The organism is Methylobacterium sp. NMS14P (assembly GCF_028583545.1).
Lineage (GTDB): Bacteria > Pseudomonadota > Alphaproteobacteria > Rhizobiales > Beijerinckiaceae > Methylobacterium.
In genome coordinates this window covers 440,503-458,942 of the sequence record NZ_CP087107.1, presented here as the reverse complement: position 1 = coordinate 458,942, position 18,440 = coordinate 440,503, and the positions used below count along the sequence as shown (strand labels likewise).

Below are 18,440 nucleotides of genomic sequence, written 5' to 3'. Positions count from 1 at the left end.
GCGCCGCGCGGAGCGTCGCTGTTCCCGATCCCCGAGCGAGACAGGTCACCCTTCCGACGCTGCACGGCGACCCGCACCGGTCCGAGGTTGGACGAAGCGGCGGGACAGCTCCGGAGCGCGCTGCGCATCGTGCGCACGATCCCCGTGGTCGGCCCCCGTTCCGCGCCGCCGCCCCCCGCGCGCCGCAGCGACTGATCCAGGTGAATGCCCGCGAGCCGCCTCTGTGCGAGCGTAGACGATTGCGGCCGGGGCGACCGGGGCCCCGGTGACCGCGCGTTGTGCGCTGCTATGTCAGTCGGCGGAGAGCCCGATGCCGAGATACTTCATCGTCACATCCGATCGCATCACGATCAGGGACGACGAAGGGGTGCAACTGTCCGGCCGGGACGCGCTGCGGGATACCCTTCGCCGGTTGCTGACCGACATCCTGCGCGATGAGGGGTATCGCACCGAGGTGAACGCTTTCACCGCCCAGGCCTATGACGAAGCGGGCATGCTCGTGATGAGCGCGAGCGCCAACTTCTCAGCGACAGATCTGTAGGTCGCGTCGCCGTTCCCCGTTGAGCGCTCGAACGCTCCCTGGTCCCGAAGCCGGAACGGAGTGGAGCGAGGAAGCGGCGATTGCTTCGCCGCGGATGACGGCAGCCTGGCCGCGCGCGACCGGCCTCATCGGCGGTTCCGGCCACCCCTGCCCCTGACTGAGCCGAGAGGAGTCTGAGGCTCTTTGACTCGGGATGCCGTTATCGACGGCCGCGATCACGGGCCGAACATCCTCGAGACGAAACCTGCCCGGACAGACCGTGCGCAGCTCTCCGAGGCGTGCCGCCGCGCGATCACCGTCTACAAGGCCGCTGGCAGGTACATCTGCGGAGCGCCTCAATCACGCGCCGCCTCGACGTTGGCGCGATCGACCACGGCTCGCAGCGCTTCGCCGCCTTCCATGGCGAACCAGGCCCGCAGCATGTCCGTCGTCTCGGGCGTATCGCCGGGCCGCTCACGGAACAGGTCGGCGCAGCGGGCCAGCTCGCGCGCCACGAAGATCTCCAGGAAGGCAGCACCGCGGGTTCTCGCGAGTTCGGCGAGAGCGTCCTCCAGGACGCGCCGCATCATCTCGCCGACCATGGCCGAGATGTAGACGGCCTCCGCACTGCCCTGTTCGGGCTCGTTCAAGCGACGCTCCGATCTGCCCAGCCGCGACCCTGAACCTGAAACGGGCAGACGATAAAGGCGGGTCCCGAGGCCGAAGCCTCGGGTTCTGTTGCTAGGCGTACCCACGCCCCGGAAGATTACGCCGCGAGGCGCATCTCCATGCCGACGTTGTCGTTGGCATTTAGAGTTTTGGTCAGGTGCTCGGAACGGGGGTTGCCCGCGCCGAACCGGTCGAGTCCTTACCGAAAGCCGCATCTTACCCTGCCGAAGCAGGACAGAACTCGCGATCCCTTTACCGCCCAGTCGAACCTGTTTCACCCCCAGCAGAAGCACCCTGGCAGCGCGCGGTCCGCAACGTCGGACGCTCGCCCTCGTCCCCGCGCGGTAACCGGGGCAGGGTGCTTCTGGTGGAGGCGCCGGGTACCGCCCCCGGGTCCTGAAGCGTTATTACGAACCGGTCATCAACCTCGCAGCGAGCCTATCCCATCCCGGCCCGCGGGTCCATCGCGGGCGAACGGCTATCCTGGCCTGAAGTTGGTGGCGCCGTGCCGGACGAGTGCCCATATGAGTCCGATCCCTCCGCGCAATCCCGTGCTCTGGGCCACGAAGCGGAGGCCGAGATGGCACGCGAACTCAAGACCGGCAAAGCCCAGGGCGTCACGCCCGAGGACTTCAACGAGCGCGTGAAGCGCCTGCTCGCCGACAAGCCGGATCCCCGCAAGGCCGAGCCGGCGCGGAAGAATTTCAAGGCCAACAAGCCCCTCGCGGGGAGCTAGGAGGCCGCTCCGGAGACGTTCGCTCAGGAGCGGACGTCTCGCCCGGTCCCCGGCCAGGCCCGCGCCGTCGGTGACCGGGCCGTCCGGCACGTGTCAGCCGCGCGTCAGCCGCGCGTCAGCCGCGCGCGACGCTCACCCTCGACGCTCGGCCAGTCGGTGAACTTCCGGACAGGGCGGGCCTCAGCCCGCGCCTGCATCCCGCGCCTGCCGCGCGAGATCGAGACTGGGATCGCCGCTGGCGAGATCTCTGGCGGCCCGCGGGCGTCGTAGCCCGCGGTCCCGCATCGCGGGCGTCGGTGGCTGACGCCGAGGCGGACGCGAGACCGCCCGCCGCCTCGATCGCGACGGCGGGCTAGGACGTCGCAGCACGCGGGGCCCGAGGGATCCCTATATCTGCGCAGTCAGTGGAACGGCTCAGGAGGAGCTACGATGAGAACCGAGAGGGCGGTGCTAGCCGGTGGTTGCTTCTGGGGCATGCAGGACCTCATCCGGCGCCAGGAGGGCGTGATATCGACCCGCGTCGGCTACACGGGCGGCGACGTGCCGGACGCGACCTACCGCAACCACGGCACCCACGCCGAGGCCATCGAGATCGTCTACGACCCGGATCGGACGAGCTTCCGGCGCATGCTGGAGTTCTTCTTCCAGATTCACGACCCGACGACGCCGAACCGCCAGGGCAACGACCGGGGCCTCAGCTACCGTTCGGCCATCTTCTACACCGACGACGACCAGCGCCGCGTCGCCGAAGAGACCATCGCCGACGTCGACGCCTCCGGCCTGTGGCCCGGCAAGGTCGTGACCGAAGTGGCGCCCGCCGGTCCGTTCTGGGAGGCCGAGCCGGAGCATCAGGACTACCTGGAACGGCGTCCCGACGGGTACACCTGCCACTTCATCAGGCCGGGCTGGGTGCTGCCCGCGCGCTCCCCCGCCACGCAGGGCGCCTAGGCTCACCGGGCCGGGGCCCGCCGGACTCCCGGCTGTCCCGGGTCCCTACGGTCACGGCGGAGCCGCCGGCGACGACGCCGGCAGGCTCGGAAGCGGGGGAACGTCGCGGCCGCGGTGATCACCGCGGCCGCGCCGCACTGATCGGCGACGATGCCGGGACGCTCCTCCGCCGACCTTTGCCGGACCGCCGCGTCGAAGACACCGGTCCCTCCGGCCACGCGCGTACGATCCGCGCCGGGCATCGACTCCGTCCGGCGGCGCAGCGAGGTCGTCGCCGAGGCACGGTCGGGTCAGACCGCGGGTTCGGGCCTCGTCCGCCCGCCGAGATACGCCGACCGGATCTCGTCGTTGGCCCACAAGGCGTCGGGCGCGCCCTGCAGGACGAGCCGGCCCGTCTCCAGCACGTAGCCCCGATCGGCGACCGAGAGCCCCATCCGGGCATTCTGCTCCACCAGCAGCACGGTGGTCCCGCGGCGGCGCACCTCGGCGATGATCGCGAACACCGCCTGGACGATCACCGGGGCCAGCCCGAGCGAGGGCTCGTCGAGCAGCAGGATCCGCGGCTTGGCCATCAGCCCCCGCGCGAGGGCCACCATCTGGAGCTGGCCGCCCGACAGCGTCCAGCCCAGGGCGTCGCCGAAGCGGCGGATGTCCGGGAAGAGGTCGAACATCGCCTCGACCTCGTCGCGCAGCGCGCGCTTGCCGAGGCCGGAGCGGTTGGACGCGCCCAGCATGATGTTCTCGCGCACCGTGAGCCCCGGGAAGACCCGGCGCCCCTCCGGGACGTGGGCGACGCCGAGCCGCACGATCGCCTCGGGCTTCAGTCCCTCCAGCGGCCGCCCCTCCAGCAGGATCGTGCCGGCGGCGGGCCGCACCAGCCCGGAGATCGCCTTGAGGGTCGTGGACTTGCCGGCACCGTTGGAACCCAGCAGCGTCACCACCTCCCCGGCGCCGACCGAGAAGGACAGGCCGCGCACGGCCTCGATCTCCCCGTACCGGACGGCGAGGTCGCGGATCTCGAGAAGGGGTGTGGCGGGCGTCGTCATCGCGGGGGTCACGCCGGAGCGAGGTCGGTCTTGAGGCTCGCCGCCGGACCGGCGGCGGCGTCCTCGCCGAGATAGGCCTGGATCACCGCCGGCTCGCGCAGCACGGTCGCCGTGACGCCGTCGGCGATGCGGCGGCCGAAGTTCAGCACGGTGATGTGGCTCGCCACGTCGCTCACCAGCGTCATGTCGTGGTCGATGATCAGGATGGTCAGGCCCTTGGCGGCCATCCGGCGCAGGAGCGCCGTCAGGGCGTTCTTCTCGCTGGAATTGAGCCCCGCGGCGGGCTCGTCGAGGAGCAGCAGCACGGGGTTGCCGGCCAGCGCCCGCGCGATCTCGATCAGGCGCTGGTGGCCGTACGAGAAGCCGGAGATCGGCTCCTGCGCCCGCCCCTCCAGCCCCACGAAGGCCAGCGCCGCCCGGGCGCGGGCCTCCAGCCCCGCCCGGTCGCGCGCGCCGAGGGGGTTGTTGGGGCGCTCGGCGCCGATGACAACGTTCTCCAGGGCGCTCATGGAGCGGAACAGGCGGATGTTCTGGAAGGTGCGGCCGATCCCGGCCGCCGCCCGCCGGTGCGGGGACAGGCGCGTGACGTCCTGCCCGGCCAGCCGCACGGTGCCGCCCGTGGGGCTGTAGAGGCCCGAGAGGACGTTCAGCGTCGTGGTCTTGCCGGAGCCGTTCGGGCCGATCAGCGCGTGGATGCCGCCCCGCGCCACCGTGAAGCTCACGGCGTCCACGGCCTTGAGGCCGCCGAAGTGCTTGGACAGGTCCGACACCTCCAGCATCGGCGCCGCGGAGGCCTCGCCCTGGCTCAGGGTCAGCTCGGCGGCGGGCGGCGGGGCCGGGCGGGCCCGGCGCAGGCGCCGGACCTGGTCGCCGAGGAAGCCCCAGATCCCGTCGGGCATGAACACCACGATCAGGATCACCGCGAGCCCGTAGATCGCGAGGTAGAGCCCGGGGATCTCCTTGAGGAAGCGCAGCCATTCCGGGATCAGGATCAGCAGGGCCGTGCCGATCACGGCGCCCACCGGCGAGCCGACGCCGCCGAGCAGCGCCATCGTCAGGAAGACGATCGACTCGGCGAAGGAGAACTGGTCCGGGCTGATATAGGTGAAGCTGCCGGCGAACAGGCCGCCGCCGAGCCCCGCCAGCAGCGCCCCGAGGGCGAAGGCCGCGACCTTGGTGCGGTAGATGTCGATGCCCGACACGCCCGCCGCCAGCTCGTTGTCGCGCACCGCCCGCATGGCGCGCCCGAGCCGCGTCCGCGGCATGTGCCAGACGAGCCAGCCGACGATCGCCAGCACGAGCACGCACAGGGCGAGATAGCTCTGCCCGTCGGCGAACAGGGCCGGGCGGCGGATGTTCGGCACGCCGTCGGGCCCGTGCGTGACAGGGATCCAGTTGGTGAGGACCAGCGTCAGGATCTGCTGGAACGAGATCGTCACCATGGCGAGGTAGTGGCCGCCGAGCCGCAGCGTGGAGGCGCCGAGCGCGGCGCCCAGCACGAGCGCGAGACCGAGGCCGGTGATCAGGCAGATCCAGAAGTTCAGGCCCCCGTCGACCGTGCCGAGCCCGACAGCGTAGGCACCGATCCCGAAGAAGGCGGCCTGGGCGAGGTTGATCTGCCCGCACAGGCCGAGCACCACGGTGAGCCCGATCACCGCGATGGCGTAGGTCGCCGCCTGCATCAGGATGTTGAGGGCGTAGCCGCTGAGCGGCGTCGTCGCGGCCAGCGTCACCAGGGCGGCGGCCAGGACCGCGTAGGCGAGGCTTCCGAGGGGCAGCCGGCGCGGCGCGGGGGCTGGAGCCGCGCCGGCCGGGCCGGCGAGTGTGGAAGGGCGACCGCTCATGCCTTCTCCGCCACGCGCTCGCCGAACAGGCCCTGCGGGCGCACGACCAGGAAGACCACCAGCACCAGGAACGCGAAGGCGTCCTTGTAGGGGACCGAGATGTAGGCCGCCCCGAAGGTCTCGATGATGCCGAGCGCGAGGCCACCGATGATCGCCCCGGTGACGTCGCCGAAGCCGCCGATGATCGTCGCCGCGAAGGCCTTGAGGGCGATCGTGGCCCCCATCTGGATCGACACGAACAGCACCGGCGCCACCAGGATGCCGGCGATGCCGCCGAGCACCGCGCTGTACACGAAGGTCAGCATGATCATGCCCGCCACCGGGATGCCCAGGAGGGCGGCCATCTCCTTGTCCTGGGACGTCGCCTGCAGCTTCTTGCCGACCAGAGTGTGCTCGAAGAACCAGTACTGGAACGCCACCAGGGCCGCCGTCACCGCGATGATCAGCAGGTACTGGCTGTCGAGGAAGACCGGCCCGAGCAGGAAGCCCTGGGTCTCGAAGACGGGCGGGAGCACCTGCGGCTGCGGCCCGTAGAGGGCGAGCGTGGTGTTGGCCAGGAAGATCGAGGCGCCGATGGTCGAGATGATCACCGGCAGGTAGCTGCGGTGCCGCAGCGGGTAGTAGACGCCGAGATTGAACAGGGCGCCGAGCAGCGCCATCCCGCCGAGGGTCAGGAGGAGGGAGAGCCAGTAGGGCCACTGGAGATCGACGGCGAAGACCACCATCAGGAAGGCCGCCACCATCGAGAACTCGCCCTGCGCGAAGTTCACCACGTTGGTGGCACGGAAGATCAGCACGAAGCCGAGCGCCACCAGGGCGTAGACGGAGCCGATGCCGATCCCGGTGAAGAGGAGCTGCAGGATCAGGTCCATGCGGTCCGCACTCTCAACGTCCCCTCGGGAAACACGGCGGGAAACACGGCGGGCAACACGGTCTGCGACAGCCCCGTCGACGGAGGAGGCGCAGGTCCCCTCTCCCGCGCGGGAGAGGGACAGGGTGAGGGGTCCGCGCCTTCCGGAGGAGGCTCGCCCGCGACGCGCCGCGAAGGCGCGCGCGATCCCGACGCGTCTCGTCCCTCACCCCAGCCCTCTCCCGCACGGGCGAGGGGGCGCGGTGCGCTCGCCGAGGGCGTCGGCCCTCGACGGACATGGACCGCGCTTCCGTGATCGTTCACGGCTCTGAGTCTCCGTCCCGCACGCGCGCCTCAGCCCTGGTAGAAGTCGATCCGCCGGTCGAAGACGATGTTGCCCTTGTCGTTGCGCACGACGTTGTAGCCGTGCAGGCCGTCGCCGTTCTTGTCGAAGTTGTAGGTGCCCTCGGCCCCCTCGTGGCCGCGCACCGCGAGCAGGGCCTCGCGGATCGCCTGCGGATCGGTCTTGCCCGCCGCGTTGATCGCCTTGGCCAGCACCGTGACCGCGTCGAAGGTCCAGGACGACTGGTTGTCGGGGGCGACCTTCATCGCGGCGCGGTAGGCCTTGCCGAAGGCCCGGGCGGCGTCGCTCGATTCCTCGGCGTAGTCGGCCACGCCGTAGGTGCCGTAGAGCGACGGCCCGGCGAGCTTCAGGGCGGTCACGTTGGTGATCGAGGGCGAGCCGACCCAGGGCGCGGTGACGCCGAGCTGGCGCAATTGCCGGGCGAAGATGCCGATGTCGTTCTCGAAGGTGAAGTACGAGCCGATGACGTCGGCGCCCGATTGCCGGATCGCCAGCACGACCGGCGTGAAGTCCTGGCTCTGGTTGGTGTAGCCCTGGTCGAGGGCGACCGTGGCGCCGCCCTTGGCGAGGCTCTCGGTCAGCGCCTTGGCGCCGCTGGTGCCGAAGGCGTCGGTGGAGTGGATGATCGCCCACTTCTTCTTCCCCAACCCGTTGACGCCGTGCTCGGCGATCACCCGGGCCGAGAAGCTGTCGTTGGGGCGGAAGCGGAACAGCCAGGGATTGCCGAGCTGCGTCAGTACCGGGTCGGTGCCGCCGAAACAGACAGGCTTCCCGGTCTTCAGGATGTCGGGCGCCATGGCGTGGTTCTGGGTCGAGCGGATCGAACCGAGGAAGCCGACGAGGTCGCTCTGCGAAGCCAGTTTCGAGAAGGCGAAGACCGCGCCGGGATTGGTGGTCTGATCGTCCTCCGTGACGATCTCCAGGGGCTTGCCGAGCACCCCGCCGGCCTTGTTGACCGCCTCCAGGGCGATCTTGGCGCCGGCGAGGGCGTAACGGCCGGCATCCGCGCCGGGTCCCGTCACCGGAAGCACCATGCCGATCCGGACGGTCGACCCGGCGCCCTGAGCGCAGGCCGACCGGATCACGCCCGGCGCCAGGCCGCTCGCGACTGCGGATGCGGCACCCGTCAAGAAAACGCGGCGCGTCGTCCTCATTGGCGTATCCGTCCCATCGCCGATGCTCAGGCCCGGCGTTGGCAACGATGGTCCCTATTCCGCGCGCCGATGTCTATCCTGCAAACCTTCGCCGGTCAGCTTCGATGAGAAGAAGCCTTCGGATCGTCACTCGACCGTTTTCGCCGCGGTGCGGTGCAGCGAAGAGTGATCGCGACAAAACACCGACGCCGTAAACCGGTCCCGATGCCCGGCCGGAACGCGAAGATCCGAGTAGGCGCGAACTGAAATGTGTACTTTCAGGCGGAAACCCGGCCGTCCTCTGCCGCGCGGACGAGCGCCACCGGCCCAATAGGGTCGGTTTACGCTGGCGGGTGAAGCCGGGCGCGACACGACGGCGTCGCCTGGGCGCGGCCCACCGCGCGTCTCAGGCGCGCGGCGTCCGGGTGCCCGCGGCCCGTGCTCCGATGCGGGCGGGTCGCGTGCCGCGGGATCGGAGTTCATGAAGCTGGGGCCGATCCGGCCGGCGGTCTCCCGGGCCGACCCGTCAAGGCCGACGGGCGGGCCGTGCATCCCGGCCCTCGTCCCGCCGCGACGGATCATCCCGGCCGGTGCGCTTTCGTTTTCCAGCGAACCGTTGCACCGTCGCGCTTCCACAACACGGGGCCTCGCGACCCGAAGCGCGTGCGGCGTTCGGGACAGCGGGCGCGAGCCCGCCTCCCCCGCGACCGGTCCCCTCACACAGTCGCGAGGCCGAACATCGCATGGCGCCCATCATCACGACGGTCGAGGACCTGCGGCGGGTCGCGAAGCGGCGGGTGCCGCGGATGTTCTACGATTACTGCGATTCCGGTTCGTGGACGGAGTCGACCTACCGCGCGAACGCGGCCGATTTCGCCGGCATCAGGCTCCGCCAGCGCGTCGCGGTCGACATGACCGACCGCACCCTCGCGACGACGATGGCTGGCCAAGCCGTCGCGATGCCCGTCGCCCTGGCGCCGACGGGGCTCACGGGCATGCAGCACGCCGACGGCGAGATCCTGGCCGCGCGGGCGGCGGAGGCGGCGGGGGTGCCGTTCACGCTGTCGACGATGAGCATCTGCAGCATCGAGGATGTCGCGGAGAACGTGAGCAAGCCGTTCTGGTTTCAGCTGTACTTCATGCGCGACCGCAGCTTCAACGACCGCCTCATCGACCGCGCGCAGGCGGCGGGCTGCTCGGCCCTGGTCCTGACGCTGGACCTCCAGATCCTCGGGCAGCGCCACAAGGACATCCGCAACGGCCTGTCGGCCCCGCCGAGGCTGACGCCGGGCACGGCCCTCGATCTCCTGACCAAGCCGCGCTGGTGCTGGTCCATGCTGCGCACGAAGCGCCGGACCTTCCGCAACATCGTGGGGCACGTGGACGGCGTGCGGGATACCCGCTCCATCTCGGCCTGGACGGCGGACCAGTTCGACCCGCGCCTGGACTGGGACGACGTGCGGCGGATCCGCGACCGGTGGCAGGGTCCTCTGATCCTGAAGGGCATTCTGGACGTCGAGGATGCCGAGAAGGCGGCCGCGACCGGGGCCGATGCGCTCATCGTCTCGAACCACGGCGGGCGGCAGCTCGACGGCGCCCCCTCGTCCATCGCCGCGCTTCCCGGGATCGCGGACGCGGTCGGCTCGCGCATCGAGGTGCTGATGGACGGCGGGATCCGCTCGGGCCAGGACGTGCTGAAGGCCGTCGCCCTGGGTGCGAAGGGCGTGTTCATCGGCCGCGCCTTCCTCTACGGGCTCGGCGCCTACGGCCAGGCGGGCGTCGCCCGCTCCCTGGAGATCATCCGCACGGAGCTCGACATGACGATGGCCCTGTGCGGCCATCGCGACATCCGCGCGGTCGACCGGTCGATCCTCTGGACGCCCCCCGCGCAGGAGAACCGGGACGATGCGCCGGCCGCGCGGCGCGTCGCGTCCTGACGGCGCGACGCGCCGCTCCGTTGCAGAGCCTCACTGCACCGAGCGCTACGATCCAGAATCCTTCGCGGATCTTGCTTCCCGGCGGAGCGCTCGCTGCCGAGAAGCTTCGGCGCGGCACAGAAACGAACCGGGCGATCGCGCCGAGCCTGATCCACAACGACAACGGCGCAGCAACCCGTGGGGTCACTGCGCCGATGGATCGGGCCGCCGAGGGGGGAAAGACGACCCGAGGAACTTGGTATACCAGATGGGCGGTCCGCGAGGTGCGCTCGAGCACATCCGAAAGGATGTGGCGCGGCAGCGACAGGGATCGGCCATCACCTGTGGACAGCGCGCAGCGCCCTCGATCCGTCAAGGTTCAGGAGCGAGCGTGATGACCTCTCCACCGATCCGACCGTGCCATGTTCGCCAGCCCTCACGCCTTCGTCCTGCACCATCGCGAGCGCCTCGCCGTGCTCGTCTCCTCGGCCCTGTTCCTCGCGGGCGCGCTGCCGCTGTTCTGGGCCATCGGCTGACCGTTCAGGCTCTCCGCACGGCCTGAGCGTTCGGGCGCGCTGTCCCGGCGCCGCGCGTCGGGACTGGCCTATCAACGCCTTCGAAGCAGGGCGCCGCTCTGCTTCGAAGACGTCGCGGCTCGCGGCGAGGCTCAACGCGGCTTCGCCGCTCCGCCCGGCGCCCAGCCGTGGGCCTGGATGGCCGTCGTCAGCTTGCCCTGCATCTCGGGCATCACGGACTGGATCCATTGCTGCATGCCCGCGAGCTGAATCTGGGCGAGTTGCGGCTGGGCTGCCGCGAGGCGCTTCCCGGCGGGCGTCGCGTAGAAGGCCGCGATGGCCTGCAACTCGTCCTTGTTCAGGACGGTGGCGAAACCGCGCGCCTGGATGTCGAGCAGCTCGTCGTAGTGCGCGGTCAGGGTCGGCATGACGACCTCCTGCACCAGCACCTGCGCCTTGTCGGGCTCCTTGATCCCGATCTGCTGCATCATGCCGATCATGGGGGCCGCCATCGAGCCGAGCGTCGCGGTGCGGTCGCCCTGCATCTGCGCGACGGTCTCCCGGGCAACCTTCAGCAAGGCCGGATCCGGCGCCGTCGTGGGAGCAGGCTTCGGAGCCGGTTGTGCCCGCGCCGCGCCGAGCGGCGTGGAGGCCAGGCACAAGCCGACGACAAGTGCAGAGACGCGCATGGTGACCCCGTTCACGAGCGCCGCGCGCTTCAGAAGGCCGCGCGGCCGGTCCGGGTTGCTACCACAGCCCTGAACAGGATCGATGACAGCGCGGGATCGCCCGGCGCCCCGGCAGCCGTCAGACCTGTCCGGGCTGGCAGCCGTAGGGTGGCACGGCGCGGGGGAAGCGCTCCTTGATGCGCTGGCAGCCCCACGCGCGGAGCGGCTCCGGCAGGCGGCGGTTCACCTCGATGCCGACCTCGTCGTAGGGCGAGGCGCCGGCCGTGACGTAGTTGTACCAGCGCCAGCCGATCGTACCGGCCCCCGCCAAGGCGATGCCGACGGCGACGAACACGGCCATCGCGGCTCGCGATTGCGGGTGTCGCGCTTCACTTCCCATCCCGGATGCCCCCTCTCAACGTTGACTGAACGGCACGCCCCGGGCCGACATGGACCGCTCCGGCCGCGACCGACCGAGTGGCAGCTGGCGCGCTCCCGTCGGTCGGTCGATCGCCGCGGCGCCCGATCCTGACACGAAGACGCGCCCCGGGGCGCGAGTTCGCGAGTGCGCCGCCGAACCGGACGATCGGCGGCGGTGCTGGTGCACGCCGGTCCGGAAGGCGCTCCGGGACCTGTCGGGCGCCCTCCCGCGTCGAGCACGGTGCGCGCCGGACTCGGTGTGCCGATCAGCACCGAGAACCGGCGGTTACGGGCTCATGGTAGCCGCATCGAGGGATGGGAGGACACCATGCGTCAAACGTTTCTGCGGACCGGCGGTGCGGCTGCCCTGGTCGCTCTGGCACTCTGCGCCACTCCGCCGGCCGCTCAGGCGCGCGGCATCGGCGTCGGCGGCGCCGTGGCGCTGGGCATTCTCGGCGGCGTCGTGGCTGGCAGCGCCATCGCGTCGGCCAACAGCGGGTACTACCCGGGTCGCCCCGTCTACGCCGCGCCCGATCCGTACGGCGCCTGCCACTTCGAGCGACGCGCCTACGTCGACCCGTACGGGTACGAGCACGTTCGGCGGGTCGAGGTCTGCGAGTAGGCCGGGCCCCGAAGGTCACGGAACGGCCACGAGCTATCCGAGCGTGACCCTTGACGGGCTGTCGCCTGCTGCCTCGCCCGGACGCGGACGTGTCGAAGCCACAGCCCGGTCGGTTGTCCGGGTGGCCTTCGGCTTCATCCAGGAGAGCCGGGAGCGGGTCGACGCGCTGAACGCTCGCCTCGGAGCCGACGGCGGGGCGGTGCCCGAGCCGCGCGAGTACCTCGGGGCCTGGACGCTCTACTTCAAGGCCAGAGGCGGCTACTTCATCGAGGTTGCGACGGCGACCCAGATCCGGCGTGCGGAGCCCGCAATCGCCTCGCACGGTATCGTGGCACGAACTCAGCGGCGCCACCCCGACGGCCGCTTCTGCCGCGTCGCGCGACGGGTGCGGTCGGTGGGAAGACCGCCCGGAGCGCCCACTCGGCGCCCGAACCATCTCGGTCAAGCGGAGCGCCACCGAGAGTTTCTCGATCGCCGTCGTTTATCGCGCGTCCAGCAAATCACCACCGGGTGGCATCGTCTTTCTCAGCTCTGCGAAATATCCACGGACGTCTTGATGCCGCGCGACAATCTAAACGTTCAGATACGGCTTTTTTTTCGTGACCCATCTGTCGAAGCCTGTCAGCGTCTCGCGCCACAGAGCCGCGTCCCTCTGTTTTGCAGAGAGATCCGAAACCAAATCTTCCATTTTATGAGCTGAGAAGGGTGGATTTGGGCAAAAATACGGGGTCAGAGGCTTGTTGCCGTAGTAATTAAAAAAGAGCGCCCTTCGGTTTTGCCCTGTCGCGGGCTTGCCCCTGTGGAAATATTTGAATGTATCGCAGAGTATTACGGTTCCTTTGGAGCCTACGAAGGACGTTATTTTGAATTTGATTTTACCTTCGCTCTCGAGTTTTTCGAGTTTTTGATGCATAAATCCGCGGAATCTCTTCGATTCAGCGGAGACGTGCTGCAGATGAAGGATTTCCAGGGGGCCGCCACTCTCGTCAACGTCGTTGAGATAGACGGCAACTTTCACCATGGGATTATCTTCACTGTCCCTATGCCAGGTTCTCGCGCCCCTTTCGGACCCGTCGGCTATAGTAAAAAATACATCGACGCCCCCGTAAGCAACGGGAAGCTTCAGATAATGTTCGATGATTGCCAGAAGCCGGATGTCGAGCCCGGCGCGAAAGACGACCTTGAATTGATCCAACAGCGAGGGATACATGCTGAGTAATTTTACGGCATCGATGCTCCGGCCAGTCCCGAGGTAATGCTCCTCCATGCGATTATAAATCTCGTTCGCGGCGGCCTGAAATTTTGCGTCCCCGAACGATCCGAACATCTCGGCTTCCGTTACGCAGAACCCATCCTCCACCAAACTCTGCCCCAACAATCTTTCGTCATCTCTCAATACTGACAAACTGGAGTTATGGGCCCGTACAGACTCCGCCCTGCTGTTCTCCCTTCTCGTCCTTATGATGTCAATTGAATATATCTGGTGAACCGCCTTAGACGGCCACTGCAGTATCCTGTGAGCGACTTTTTGTATGACGACGACGATTTTCCGAACGATTCCCATGGAGGATCGATTCCTGAAATTTCGAAAAATGGCTATAAATAATCTTCGAAAACGCCTTGGCACCCTACAAATACACACTTCGAAGAGCCGAGCTGTTCCGTTACAACGAGATGCTCCATAGGGCATAAGCAGCTGTAGCCCCGAGATATTTCATCTATTATCGATGCTCATGCCGCGGTCAATAACTAGCTGCCGCCGCATCTGCTAAAATCATATCAATCGGTGCCCGCGCAAATGTCCGTCTCCGGAGCCGTGAGTGGGCGCGATGATCGCGTCCGCTTCCCGGCACTGCCGCCCGGCGGCGGACCGGCGGTGCGGATCGAACGACCGGCCGGACGCCTGCCCCCGTTACGCGGCGCCCCCATCAAACCACCCTGGGTCAGGAATCGGGCTCGGTACTGGATCCGCTCAGAGCGGAGGCAATCCTGTATTCTCGCGGAGCCATACCGTGACGCGCCTTGAAGCGGCGGGCGAAATGGGCTTGGTTCGAGAAGCCGCACCCGTAAGCCAGCATGCCGATCGACAAGTGGAGGCAGGCCGGATCAGCCAGCCGCTTGGCTGCCACTTGGAGCCGGCGCTCCCAGATGTAATCGGAGATGTGGCGGCCCCGCTCGTGGAACAACTCCTGCAGCCGGCGCAGCGACACGCCCATCGCGGCGGCGAGTTGCGGCGGGTCCAGCGTCGGGTCGCCCAGGTTCGCCTCGATATACGCCTTGGCGCGCTGGACCGTGACGTTGCCGTGGATGGAACGCGGCACCTCCTGCGCCATTCGTTCGGAGAGGCTCGCCACGATCAGGTCGATCCCGATCGACGCCATGCGGGTGGCCGCGTCGGGGCTGAGCCGATCGCTCACCTGGATCAGATCCCGGATGTACGTGTTCGCCAGCGTCGTGGAGGCGAGGCCTGCTCCGACCGTGAGGACACTGAACAGCCGGGACGGACCCAGCATGGCCTCGAAACGCTCGCGCGGCAGGTCGAGGACCAGCGCGCTGCCCGTCTCCGTCTGGATGACAGCCGGGCGTGCATCGAGGACGACGAAGTCGCCCGTCCGGCTCACCGCCTCTCGGTCGCCTTGCTGGATGGCGTCCCGGCCGGAGAGCTTCATGACCGCGTAGACCCGGTCGTGCTGGCCATTGCGCCGGACCGCGTCGGCCGTCGCCTCGGTTCGCACCGCCGTGTGAGAGAAGCGCGAGATCGGCAGTGGGCCGATGCTCGACCCATCCAGACGGCCCTGGAAAGGGGCGTCTTGGAGGGTCCGCAGATCGGCCGGCACCAGCCGCTCGCAGACCATCTCCCGCCATCGACGAAACGCGTTCCGGGGATGAATTCCGTCCGTCGAGAAGAGCGGTAGCATCCGCGGCCTGCGCGCACAGCTCGCCGTTCGGCGGCGAGAGATGGGGAGGCGACCGTCTATTGTATATAATTTGGCCACTCAAGATTTGCGCGCCGGCTACGGGCGCGGAGGGGACGTCCGCTACCACGCACGGCCGCCCGGGAACGGGCCCGCGGAGATCAAACTGGCGCAGCTCTTCGGGCAAACCGCCTCGAACCGACGTGAGCGGCCCGAGGGCGAGCCTTCTGCTGTTCGGGCAGCGGACGCATGCAGCGAAGTTCGGGCCGAAGCGGCGATCTGGCGCCGCCGCATTCGGCCTCGTCCGCTACGTTCGGCCCGATCGCAGGCGTGCGACCTCGCTCGGCCCGATCTCGAGGTAGAAGCGAATCGCGTCGTCGACCAGGGCGTCGGGCGTGACACCCGCCGCCTTCGCGGCCCGAGCAACCTGGAGACCGAGCGCGAGATCGACGCGCAGGTCGGCGCCCCGGCTCGACGGCGCCGGTGCGGCGGTGGGAGCGGGTATGGGTGCAGCGGTGTTGCGCGACTCGAGCTTGCCGAGCTTCGCTTCGCGACGGCCCCGGTGGACGAGCGCGTCGGCGCGCTCGTTGAGACGGTCGCCGGCATGCCCCCGGACCCAGGTCCACTTCACGTCGCGCGCCGCGTTCAGTTCGTCGAGGCGCTTCATGAGATCGACGTTCTTCACGTCACCCGTGGTGGAACGCCAGCCCCTCGCCTTCCAACCGCGCATCCACTCGGTCACGGATTTGACGACGTACTGGCTGTCGCACCGCATCTCGATCGCGGCCCCGGCGGGAAAATGCTCGAGGCCCTTGATCGCGGCCGTCAGCTCCATCCGGTTGTTGGTCGTGGTGCCGGGCTCTCCGCCGCACAGCTCGACCGTGCCGTCCGGGGCCGCGATGACGACGCCCCACCCCCCAGGTCCGGGATTCGGGTCGCAACCGCCATCGGCATAAACGATCGTTCGCATCCTGGCGTCAGCCCTCTCGTACGCGGTGGTCGGTGGATGGCCGCCATCGATGCCCGAAATCGGCTGACAGATGGTAGCCCCAAGCCAGGCCTGTGCCGCTGGCGTGCGGCGCGCTGGGCAGCCCGTCTATCACCGATCCCGCGCCGTGCCAGGGCCGGTCGGGCGCTCACCGGCGGGATCGAGATCGTCGCGGGCCTGCCCCTCCGAGCGGAGCGGCCGCCCCGCGGCCTTCTGGCCGAGACCTGATCAGCTCGGCAGGGCGAGGCGTTGCTCACGAACCCGTCGCCGGCGTCCGCCCTGGCGACGACGGCGCGGTCCGCCGGGTGGCCGCACCGGGTGCCGAGCGACCGGGCTTTCCGAGGACCGTCCCGACGATCGGGCTCCGCGCTGGCGACGAGGGCGCTTTCGTGTGAAACGCGCTCCAGGGACGGAGACAGATGTGCGCCGGAATGGCTGAGGACGGGATCGCTGACTCTGGCCGGGCCTGGCGTCGGCTCGCCGCGGCGACGGCGCTCGGCACGGTCGGGGGCGTCGGCATGTGGTCGGTCGTCGTCGTGCTGCCCGCGGTCCAGGCCGAATTCGGGGTTGATCGGGCTGCGGCCGCCCTGCCCTATACCCTGACGATGCTCGGCTTCGCGATCGGCGGCCTCCTGATGGGGCGGCTCGCGGATCGCATCGGCATCGTGCCGCCGCTGGTCCTCGGCGCCGTGTGCCTCGCCCTCGGCTACGGGCTCAGCGCCCTCTCGACGAACCTCTGGCAGTTCGCCCTCGTGCACGGCGTGCTCGTCGGGGCGCTCGGCAGCTCGGTCGCGTTCGGGCCGCTGATGGCCGACGTGTCGCGCTGGTTCTGGCGGCGGCGGGGGCTCGCCGTCGCGCTGTGCGCGTCCGGCAATTACCTCGCGGGCACGCTCTGGCCGCCGGTGGTGGAGCGGGGTGTCCACGCTTTCGGCTGGCGCGCGACGCAGGCCGGCATCGGCCTGCTCTGCCTCGTCGCCATGCTGCCCCTCGCGCTGCTGATGCGCGGCCGGCCGCCACGGGCACCGGCAACGCGCGCGGCCGGCCCCCAGGCCGTGACGACGCTGTCGCCCGCGGCGATGCAGGGCCTCCTGGTCGTGGCCGGTCTCGCGTGCTGCGTGGCGATGGCGATGCCGCAGGTCCACATCGTGGCGTACTGCAGCGATCTCGGTTACGGCGTCGCCCGGGGCGCGCAGATGCTGTCGCTGATGCTCGGCTTCGGCATCGTCAGCCGGGTCGCGTCGGGCTTCGTCGCCGACCGGATCGGCGGGCTCGCGACGCTGCTGGCCGGTGCGCTGCTGCAGGCGGCGGCACTCGCGCTCTATCTCGCGTTCGACGACCTGACCTCGCTCTACGTGATCTCGGCCCTGTTCGGCCTGTTCCAGGGCGGCATCGTGCCGGCCTACGCGATCATCGTGCGCGAGTACCTCCCCGCCGAGGAGGCCGGGGCGCGGATCGGTGCGGTGCTGATGGCGACGCTGGCCGGCATGGCGCTCGGCGGCTGGCTCACGGGGGTGATCTTCGACGCCACCGGCTCCTACCATGCGGCGTTCGTCAACGGGTTGGCCTGGAACGCCGTCAACGTGGCGATCGTGCTGTGGCTGATCCACTGCCGCCGCGCGCGCACGGGTCTGGCCGCGCTCTGAGAGTGCCGGACCTGTTCCCGGACTCTCGTGCCGTCAGGCCGGTCGCGCGGCCGCCCGCCAGTCCCGGCTCGCCGCGCGCATCACGCCCGAACCGTTCTGGGGGTCACGGCGCGGCCGATCCTGTCTCGCGCACGGGCGACTCGTCGGGCCGGAAGAACAGGCCCGCCTTCAGACTGTCGCCGATGCGGTGAGCGCGCTCGATCAGGAGGGCGGCAGGTTCGGGTGAGAAGTGGGCGGAGGCCGTTTCCTCGAACAGGCCGAGCCAGCGCGCGAAGTGCTCGGGTTGGAGTCGGCCCAGCGCGAGGTGTTTGCCGAACGGATTGCCCTTGTACCGGCCTGACTTGAAGAGGACCGAAGACCAGAACGCCCGGACGGTCTCCATGTGCCGGGGCCAGTCCGAGTCGGGGATCGCGGCCGCGAAGACGGGTCCGATCAGCCCATCGCCGCGCACGCGGCCGTAGAAGGCATCGAGAAAGCGGGCGAGGCTGGCCTCGTCGAGTGCGACATCGGGCATGATCGTGAGATGCCGGCAGGGGCCGGTCTCTTCAAGGGGACGGGACGCTCGCCGGGTCGACAGCCCGAGGGGCGAGCTTGAGCCTCAGCCACCGGCCAGTGCCGGCCTTCGACCACGACCGAGGCCGTC

Annotated in this window: 17 protein-coding genes and 1 other RNA gene; 6 read left to right on the top strand and 12 right to left on the bottom strand. The window is 69.3% G+C overall.

The window, feature by feature from the left end:
• Positions 1 to 310 precede the first annotated feature (310 nt).
• Positions 311 to 541 carry a DUF6894 family protein gene (locus LOK46_RS31935; RefSeq protein WP_273564899.1) on the top strand — a complete coding sequence of 77 codons (231 nt, stop codon included), beginning with the start codon at positions 311 to 313 and terminating at the stop codon, positions 539 to 541.
• Positions 542 to 876: 335 nt separating this feature from the next.
• Here LOK46_RS31935 and LOK46_RS31930 read toward each other — a convergent pair whose 3' ends face one another.
• Both LOK46_RS31930 and ssrA read right to left on the bottom strand, forming a co-directional pair.
• Complete coding sequence (locus tag LOK46_RS31930) at positions 877 to 1,170, bottom strand: hypothetical protein (RefSeq protein WP_273564898.1); 294 nt, start codon at positions 1,168 to 1,170, stop codon at positions 877 to 879.
• A 263-nt stretch (positions 1,171 to 1,433) separates the two neighbouring features.
• Positions 1,434 to 1,606: a transfer-messenger RNA gene (gene ssrA, locus LOK46_RS32995) on the bottom strand.
• 163 nt (positions 1,607 to 1,769) lie between these two features.
• Between ssrA and LOK46_RS31920 the strand changes: the two genes are divergently transcribed.
• Both LOK46_RS31920 and msrA read left to right on the top strand, forming a co-directional pair.
• Positions 1,770 to 1,925 carry a hypothetical protein gene (locus tag LOK46_RS31920; protein WP_273564897.1) on the top strand — a complete coding sequence of 52 codons (156 nt, stop codon included), beginning with the start codon at positions 1,770 to 1,772 and terminating at the stop codon, positions 1,923 to 1,925.
• A gap of 429 nt (positions 1,926 to 2,354) precedes the next feature.
• Positions 2,355 to 2,873 carry a peptide-methionine (S)-S-oxide reductase MsrA gene (gene msrA / locus LOK46_RS31915; RefSeq protein WP_273564896.1) on the top strand — a complete coding sequence of 173 codons (519 nt, stop codon included), beginning with the start codon at positions 2,355 to 2,357 and terminating at the stop codon, positions 2,871 to 2,873.
• Positions 2,874 to 3,163: 290 nt separating this feature from the next.
• Here the strand turns inward: msrA and LOK46_RS31910 are convergent, their stop codons facing one another.
• From LOK46_RS31910 to LOK46_RS31895, 4 genes are all read right to left on the bottom strand, one after another.
• Positions 3,164 to 3,919 (bottom strand): ABC transporter ATP-binding protein, encoded by a 756-nt coding sequence (locus tag LOK46_RS31910; RefSeq protein WP_273564895.1) that lies wholly within the window; start codon positions 3,917 to 3,919, stop codon positions 3,164 to 3,166.
• An 8-nt stretch (positions 3,920 to 3,927) separates the two neighbouring features.
• Complete coding sequence (locus tag LOK46_RS31905) at positions 3,928 to 5,763, bottom strand: branched-chain amino acid ABC transporter ATP-binding protein/permease (protein ID WP_273564894.1); 1,836 nt, start codon at positions 5,761 to 5,763, stop codon at positions 3,928 to 3,930.
• The gene (locus LOK46_RS31900) at positions 5,760 to 6,635 is read right to left on the bottom strand and encodes a branched-chain amino acid ABC transporter permease (RefSeq protein ID WP_012329745.1); all 876 of its coding nucleotides are present in this window, start codon (positions 6,633 to 6,635) and stop codon (positions 5,760 to 5,762) included. Before LOK46_RS31900 ends, LOK46_RS31905 begins: the two co-directional genes overlap by 4 nt.
• A gap of 332 nt (positions 6,636 to 6,967) precedes the next feature.
• Positions 6,968 to 8,131 carry an ABC transporter substrate-binding protein gene (locus tag LOK46_RS31895; RefSeq protein ID WP_273564893.1) on the bottom strand — a complete coding sequence of 388 codons (1,164 nt, stop codon included), beginning with the start codon at positions 8,129 to 8,131 and terminating at the stop codon, positions 6,968 to 6,970.
• A 722-nt stretch (positions 8,132 to 8,853) separates the two neighbouring features.
• Here LOK46_RS31895 and LOK46_RS31890 point away from each other — a divergent pair.
• The gene (locus LOK46_RS31890) at positions 8,854 to 10,047 is read left to right on the top strand and encodes an alpha-hydroxy acid oxidase (protein ID WP_273564892.1); all 1,194 of its coding nucleotides are present in this window, start codon (positions 8,854 to 8,856) and stop codon (positions 10,045 to 10,047) included.
• Between the two features lie 646 nt (positions 10,048 to 10,693).
• Here LOK46_RS31890 and LOK46_RS31885 read toward each other — a convergent pair.
• The gene (locus LOK46_RS31885; RefSeq protein ID WP_273564891.1) at positions 10,694 to 11,119 is read right to left on the bottom strand and encodes a DUF2059 domain-containing protein; all 426 of its coding nucleotides are present in this window, start codon (positions 11,117 to 11,119) and stop codon (positions 10,694 to 10,696) included.
• Between the two features lie 229 nt (positions 11,120 to 11,348).
• Positions 11,349 to 11,570: a hypothetical protein gene (locus LOK46_RS31880; protein WP_273564890.1), complete on the bottom strand. Its 222-nt coding sequence runs from the start codon at positions 11,568 to 11,570 to the stop codon at positions 11,349 to 11,351.
• A gap of 387 nt (positions 11,571 to 11,957) precedes the next feature.
• Here LOK46_RS31880 and LOK46_RS31875 point away from each other — a divergent pair, with 387 nt between their 5' ends.
• On the top strand, positions 11,958 to 12,251 hold the full coding sequence (locus LOK46_RS31875; protein ID WP_273564889.1) for a hypothetical protein: 294 nt from the start codon (positions 11,958 to 11,960) through the stop codon (positions 12,249 to 12,251).
• A 571-nt stretch (positions 12,252 to 12,822) separates the two neighbouring features.
• Here the strand turns inward: LOK46_RS31875 and LOK46_RS31870 are convergent.
• The 3 genes from LOK46_RS31870 to LOK46_RS31860 form a co-directional block, all read right to left on the bottom strand.
• Positions 12,823 to 13,815 carry a hypothetical protein gene (locus LOK46_RS31870; protein WP_273564888.1) on the bottom strand — a complete coding sequence of 331 codons (993 nt, stop codon included), beginning with the start codon at positions 13,813 to 13,815 and terminating at the stop codon, positions 12,823 to 12,825.
• Between the two features lie 379 nt (positions 13,816 to 14,194).
• Positions 14,195 to 15,169, bottom strand: a complete 975-nt coding sequence (locus tag LOK46_RS31865; protein WP_273564887.1) for a helix-turn-helix domain-containing protein — start codon at positions 15,167 to 15,169, stop codon at positions 14,195 to 14,197.
• Between the two features lie 304 nt (positions 15,170 to 15,473).
• On the bottom strand, positions 15,474 to 16,136 hold the full coding sequence (locus LOK46_RS31860; RefSeq protein ID WP_273564886.1) for a ribonuclease H family protein: 663 nt from the start codon (positions 16,134 to 16,136) through the stop codon (positions 15,474 to 15,476).
• Positions 16,137 to 16,585: 449 nt separating this feature from the next.
• Here LOK46_RS31860 and LOK46_RS31855 point away from each other — a divergent pair, with 449 nt between their 5' ends.
• Positions 16,586 to 17,797 carry an MFS transporter gene (locus tag LOK46_RS31855; RefSeq protein ID WP_273564885.1) on the top strand — a complete coding sequence of 404 codons (1,212 nt, stop codon included), beginning with the start codon at positions 16,586 to 16,588 and terminating at the stop codon, positions 17,795 to 17,797.
• Positions 17,798 to 17,900: 103 nt separating this feature from the next.
• Here LOK46_RS31855 and LOK46_RS31850 read toward each other — a convergent pair whose 3' ends face one another.
• Positions 17,901 to 18,311 carry a group III truncated hemoglobin gene (locus LOK46_RS31850; protein WP_273564884.1) on the bottom strand — a complete coding sequence of 137 codons (411 nt, stop codon included), beginning with the start codon at positions 18,309 to 18,311 and terminating at the stop codon, positions 17,901 to 17,903.
• Between the last annotated feature and the right edge of the window lie 129 nt (positions 18,312 to 18,440).

Excerpts from the sequence above, each read along its gene's own strand:
- LOK46_RS31935 (WP_273564899.1), top strand. The coding sequence starts at position 311 with ATGCCGAGATACTTCATCGTCACATCCGATCGCATCACGATCAGGGAC.
- LOK46_RS31920 (WP_273564897.1), top strand. The coding sequence starts at position 1,770 with ATGGCACGCGAACTCAAGACCGGCAAAGCCCAGGGCGTCACGCCCGAG.
- msrA (WP_273564896.1), top strand. The coding sequence starts at position 2,355 with ATGAGAACCGAGAGGGCGGTGCTAGCCGGTGGTTGCTTCTGGGGCATG.
- LOK46_RS31910 (WP_273564895.1), bottom strand. The coding sequence starts at position 3,919 with ATGACGACGCCCGCCACACCCCTTCTCGAGATCCGCGACCTCGCCGTC.
- LOK46_RS31905 (WP_273564894.1), bottom strand. The coding sequence starts at position 5,763 with ATGAGCGGTCGCCCTTCCACACTCGCCGGCCCGGCCGGCGCGGCTCCA.
- LOK46_RS31900 (WP_012329745.1), bottom strand. The coding sequence starts at position 6,635 with ATGGACCTGATCCTGCAGCTCCTCTTCACCGGGATCGGCATCGGCTCC.
- LOK46_RS31895 (WP_273564893.1), bottom strand. The coding sequence starts at position 8,131 with ATGAGGACGACGCGCCGCGTTTTCTTGACGGGTGCCGCATCCGCAGTC.
- LOK46_RS31890 (WP_273564892.1), top strand. The coding sequence starts at position 8,854 with ATGGCGCCCATCATCACGACGGTCGAGGACCTGCGGCGGGTCGCGAAG.
- LOK46_RS31880 (WP_273564890.1), bottom strand. The coding sequence starts at position 11,570 with ATGGCCGTGTTCGTCGCCGTCGGCATCGCCTTGGCGGGGGCCGGTACG.
- LOK46_RS31875 (WP_273564889.1), top strand. The coding sequence starts at position 11,958 with ATGCGTCAAACGTTTCTGCGGACCGGCGGTGCGGCTGCCCTGGTCGCT.
- LOK46_RS31870 (WP_273564888.1), bottom strand. The coding sequence starts at position 13,815 with ATGGGAATCGTTCGGAAAATCGTCGTCGTCATACAAAAAGTCGCTCAC.
- LOK46_RS31865 (WP_273564887.1), bottom strand. The coding sequence starts at position 15,169 with ATGCTACCGCTCTTCTCGACGGACGGAATTCATCCCCGGAACGCGTTT.
- LOK46_RS31860 (WP_273564886.1), bottom strand. The coding sequence starts at position 16,136 with ATGCGAACGATCGTTTATGCCGATGGCGGTTGCGACCCGAATCCCGGA.
- LOK46_RS31855 (WP_273564885.1), top strand. The coding sequence starts at position 16,586 with ATGGCTGAGGACGGGATCGCTGACTCTGGCCGGGCCTGGCGTCGGCTC.
- LOK46_RS31850 (WP_273564884.1), bottom strand. The coding sequence starts at position 18,311 with ATGCCCGATGTCGCACTCGACGAGGCCAGCCTCGCCCGCTTTCTCGAT.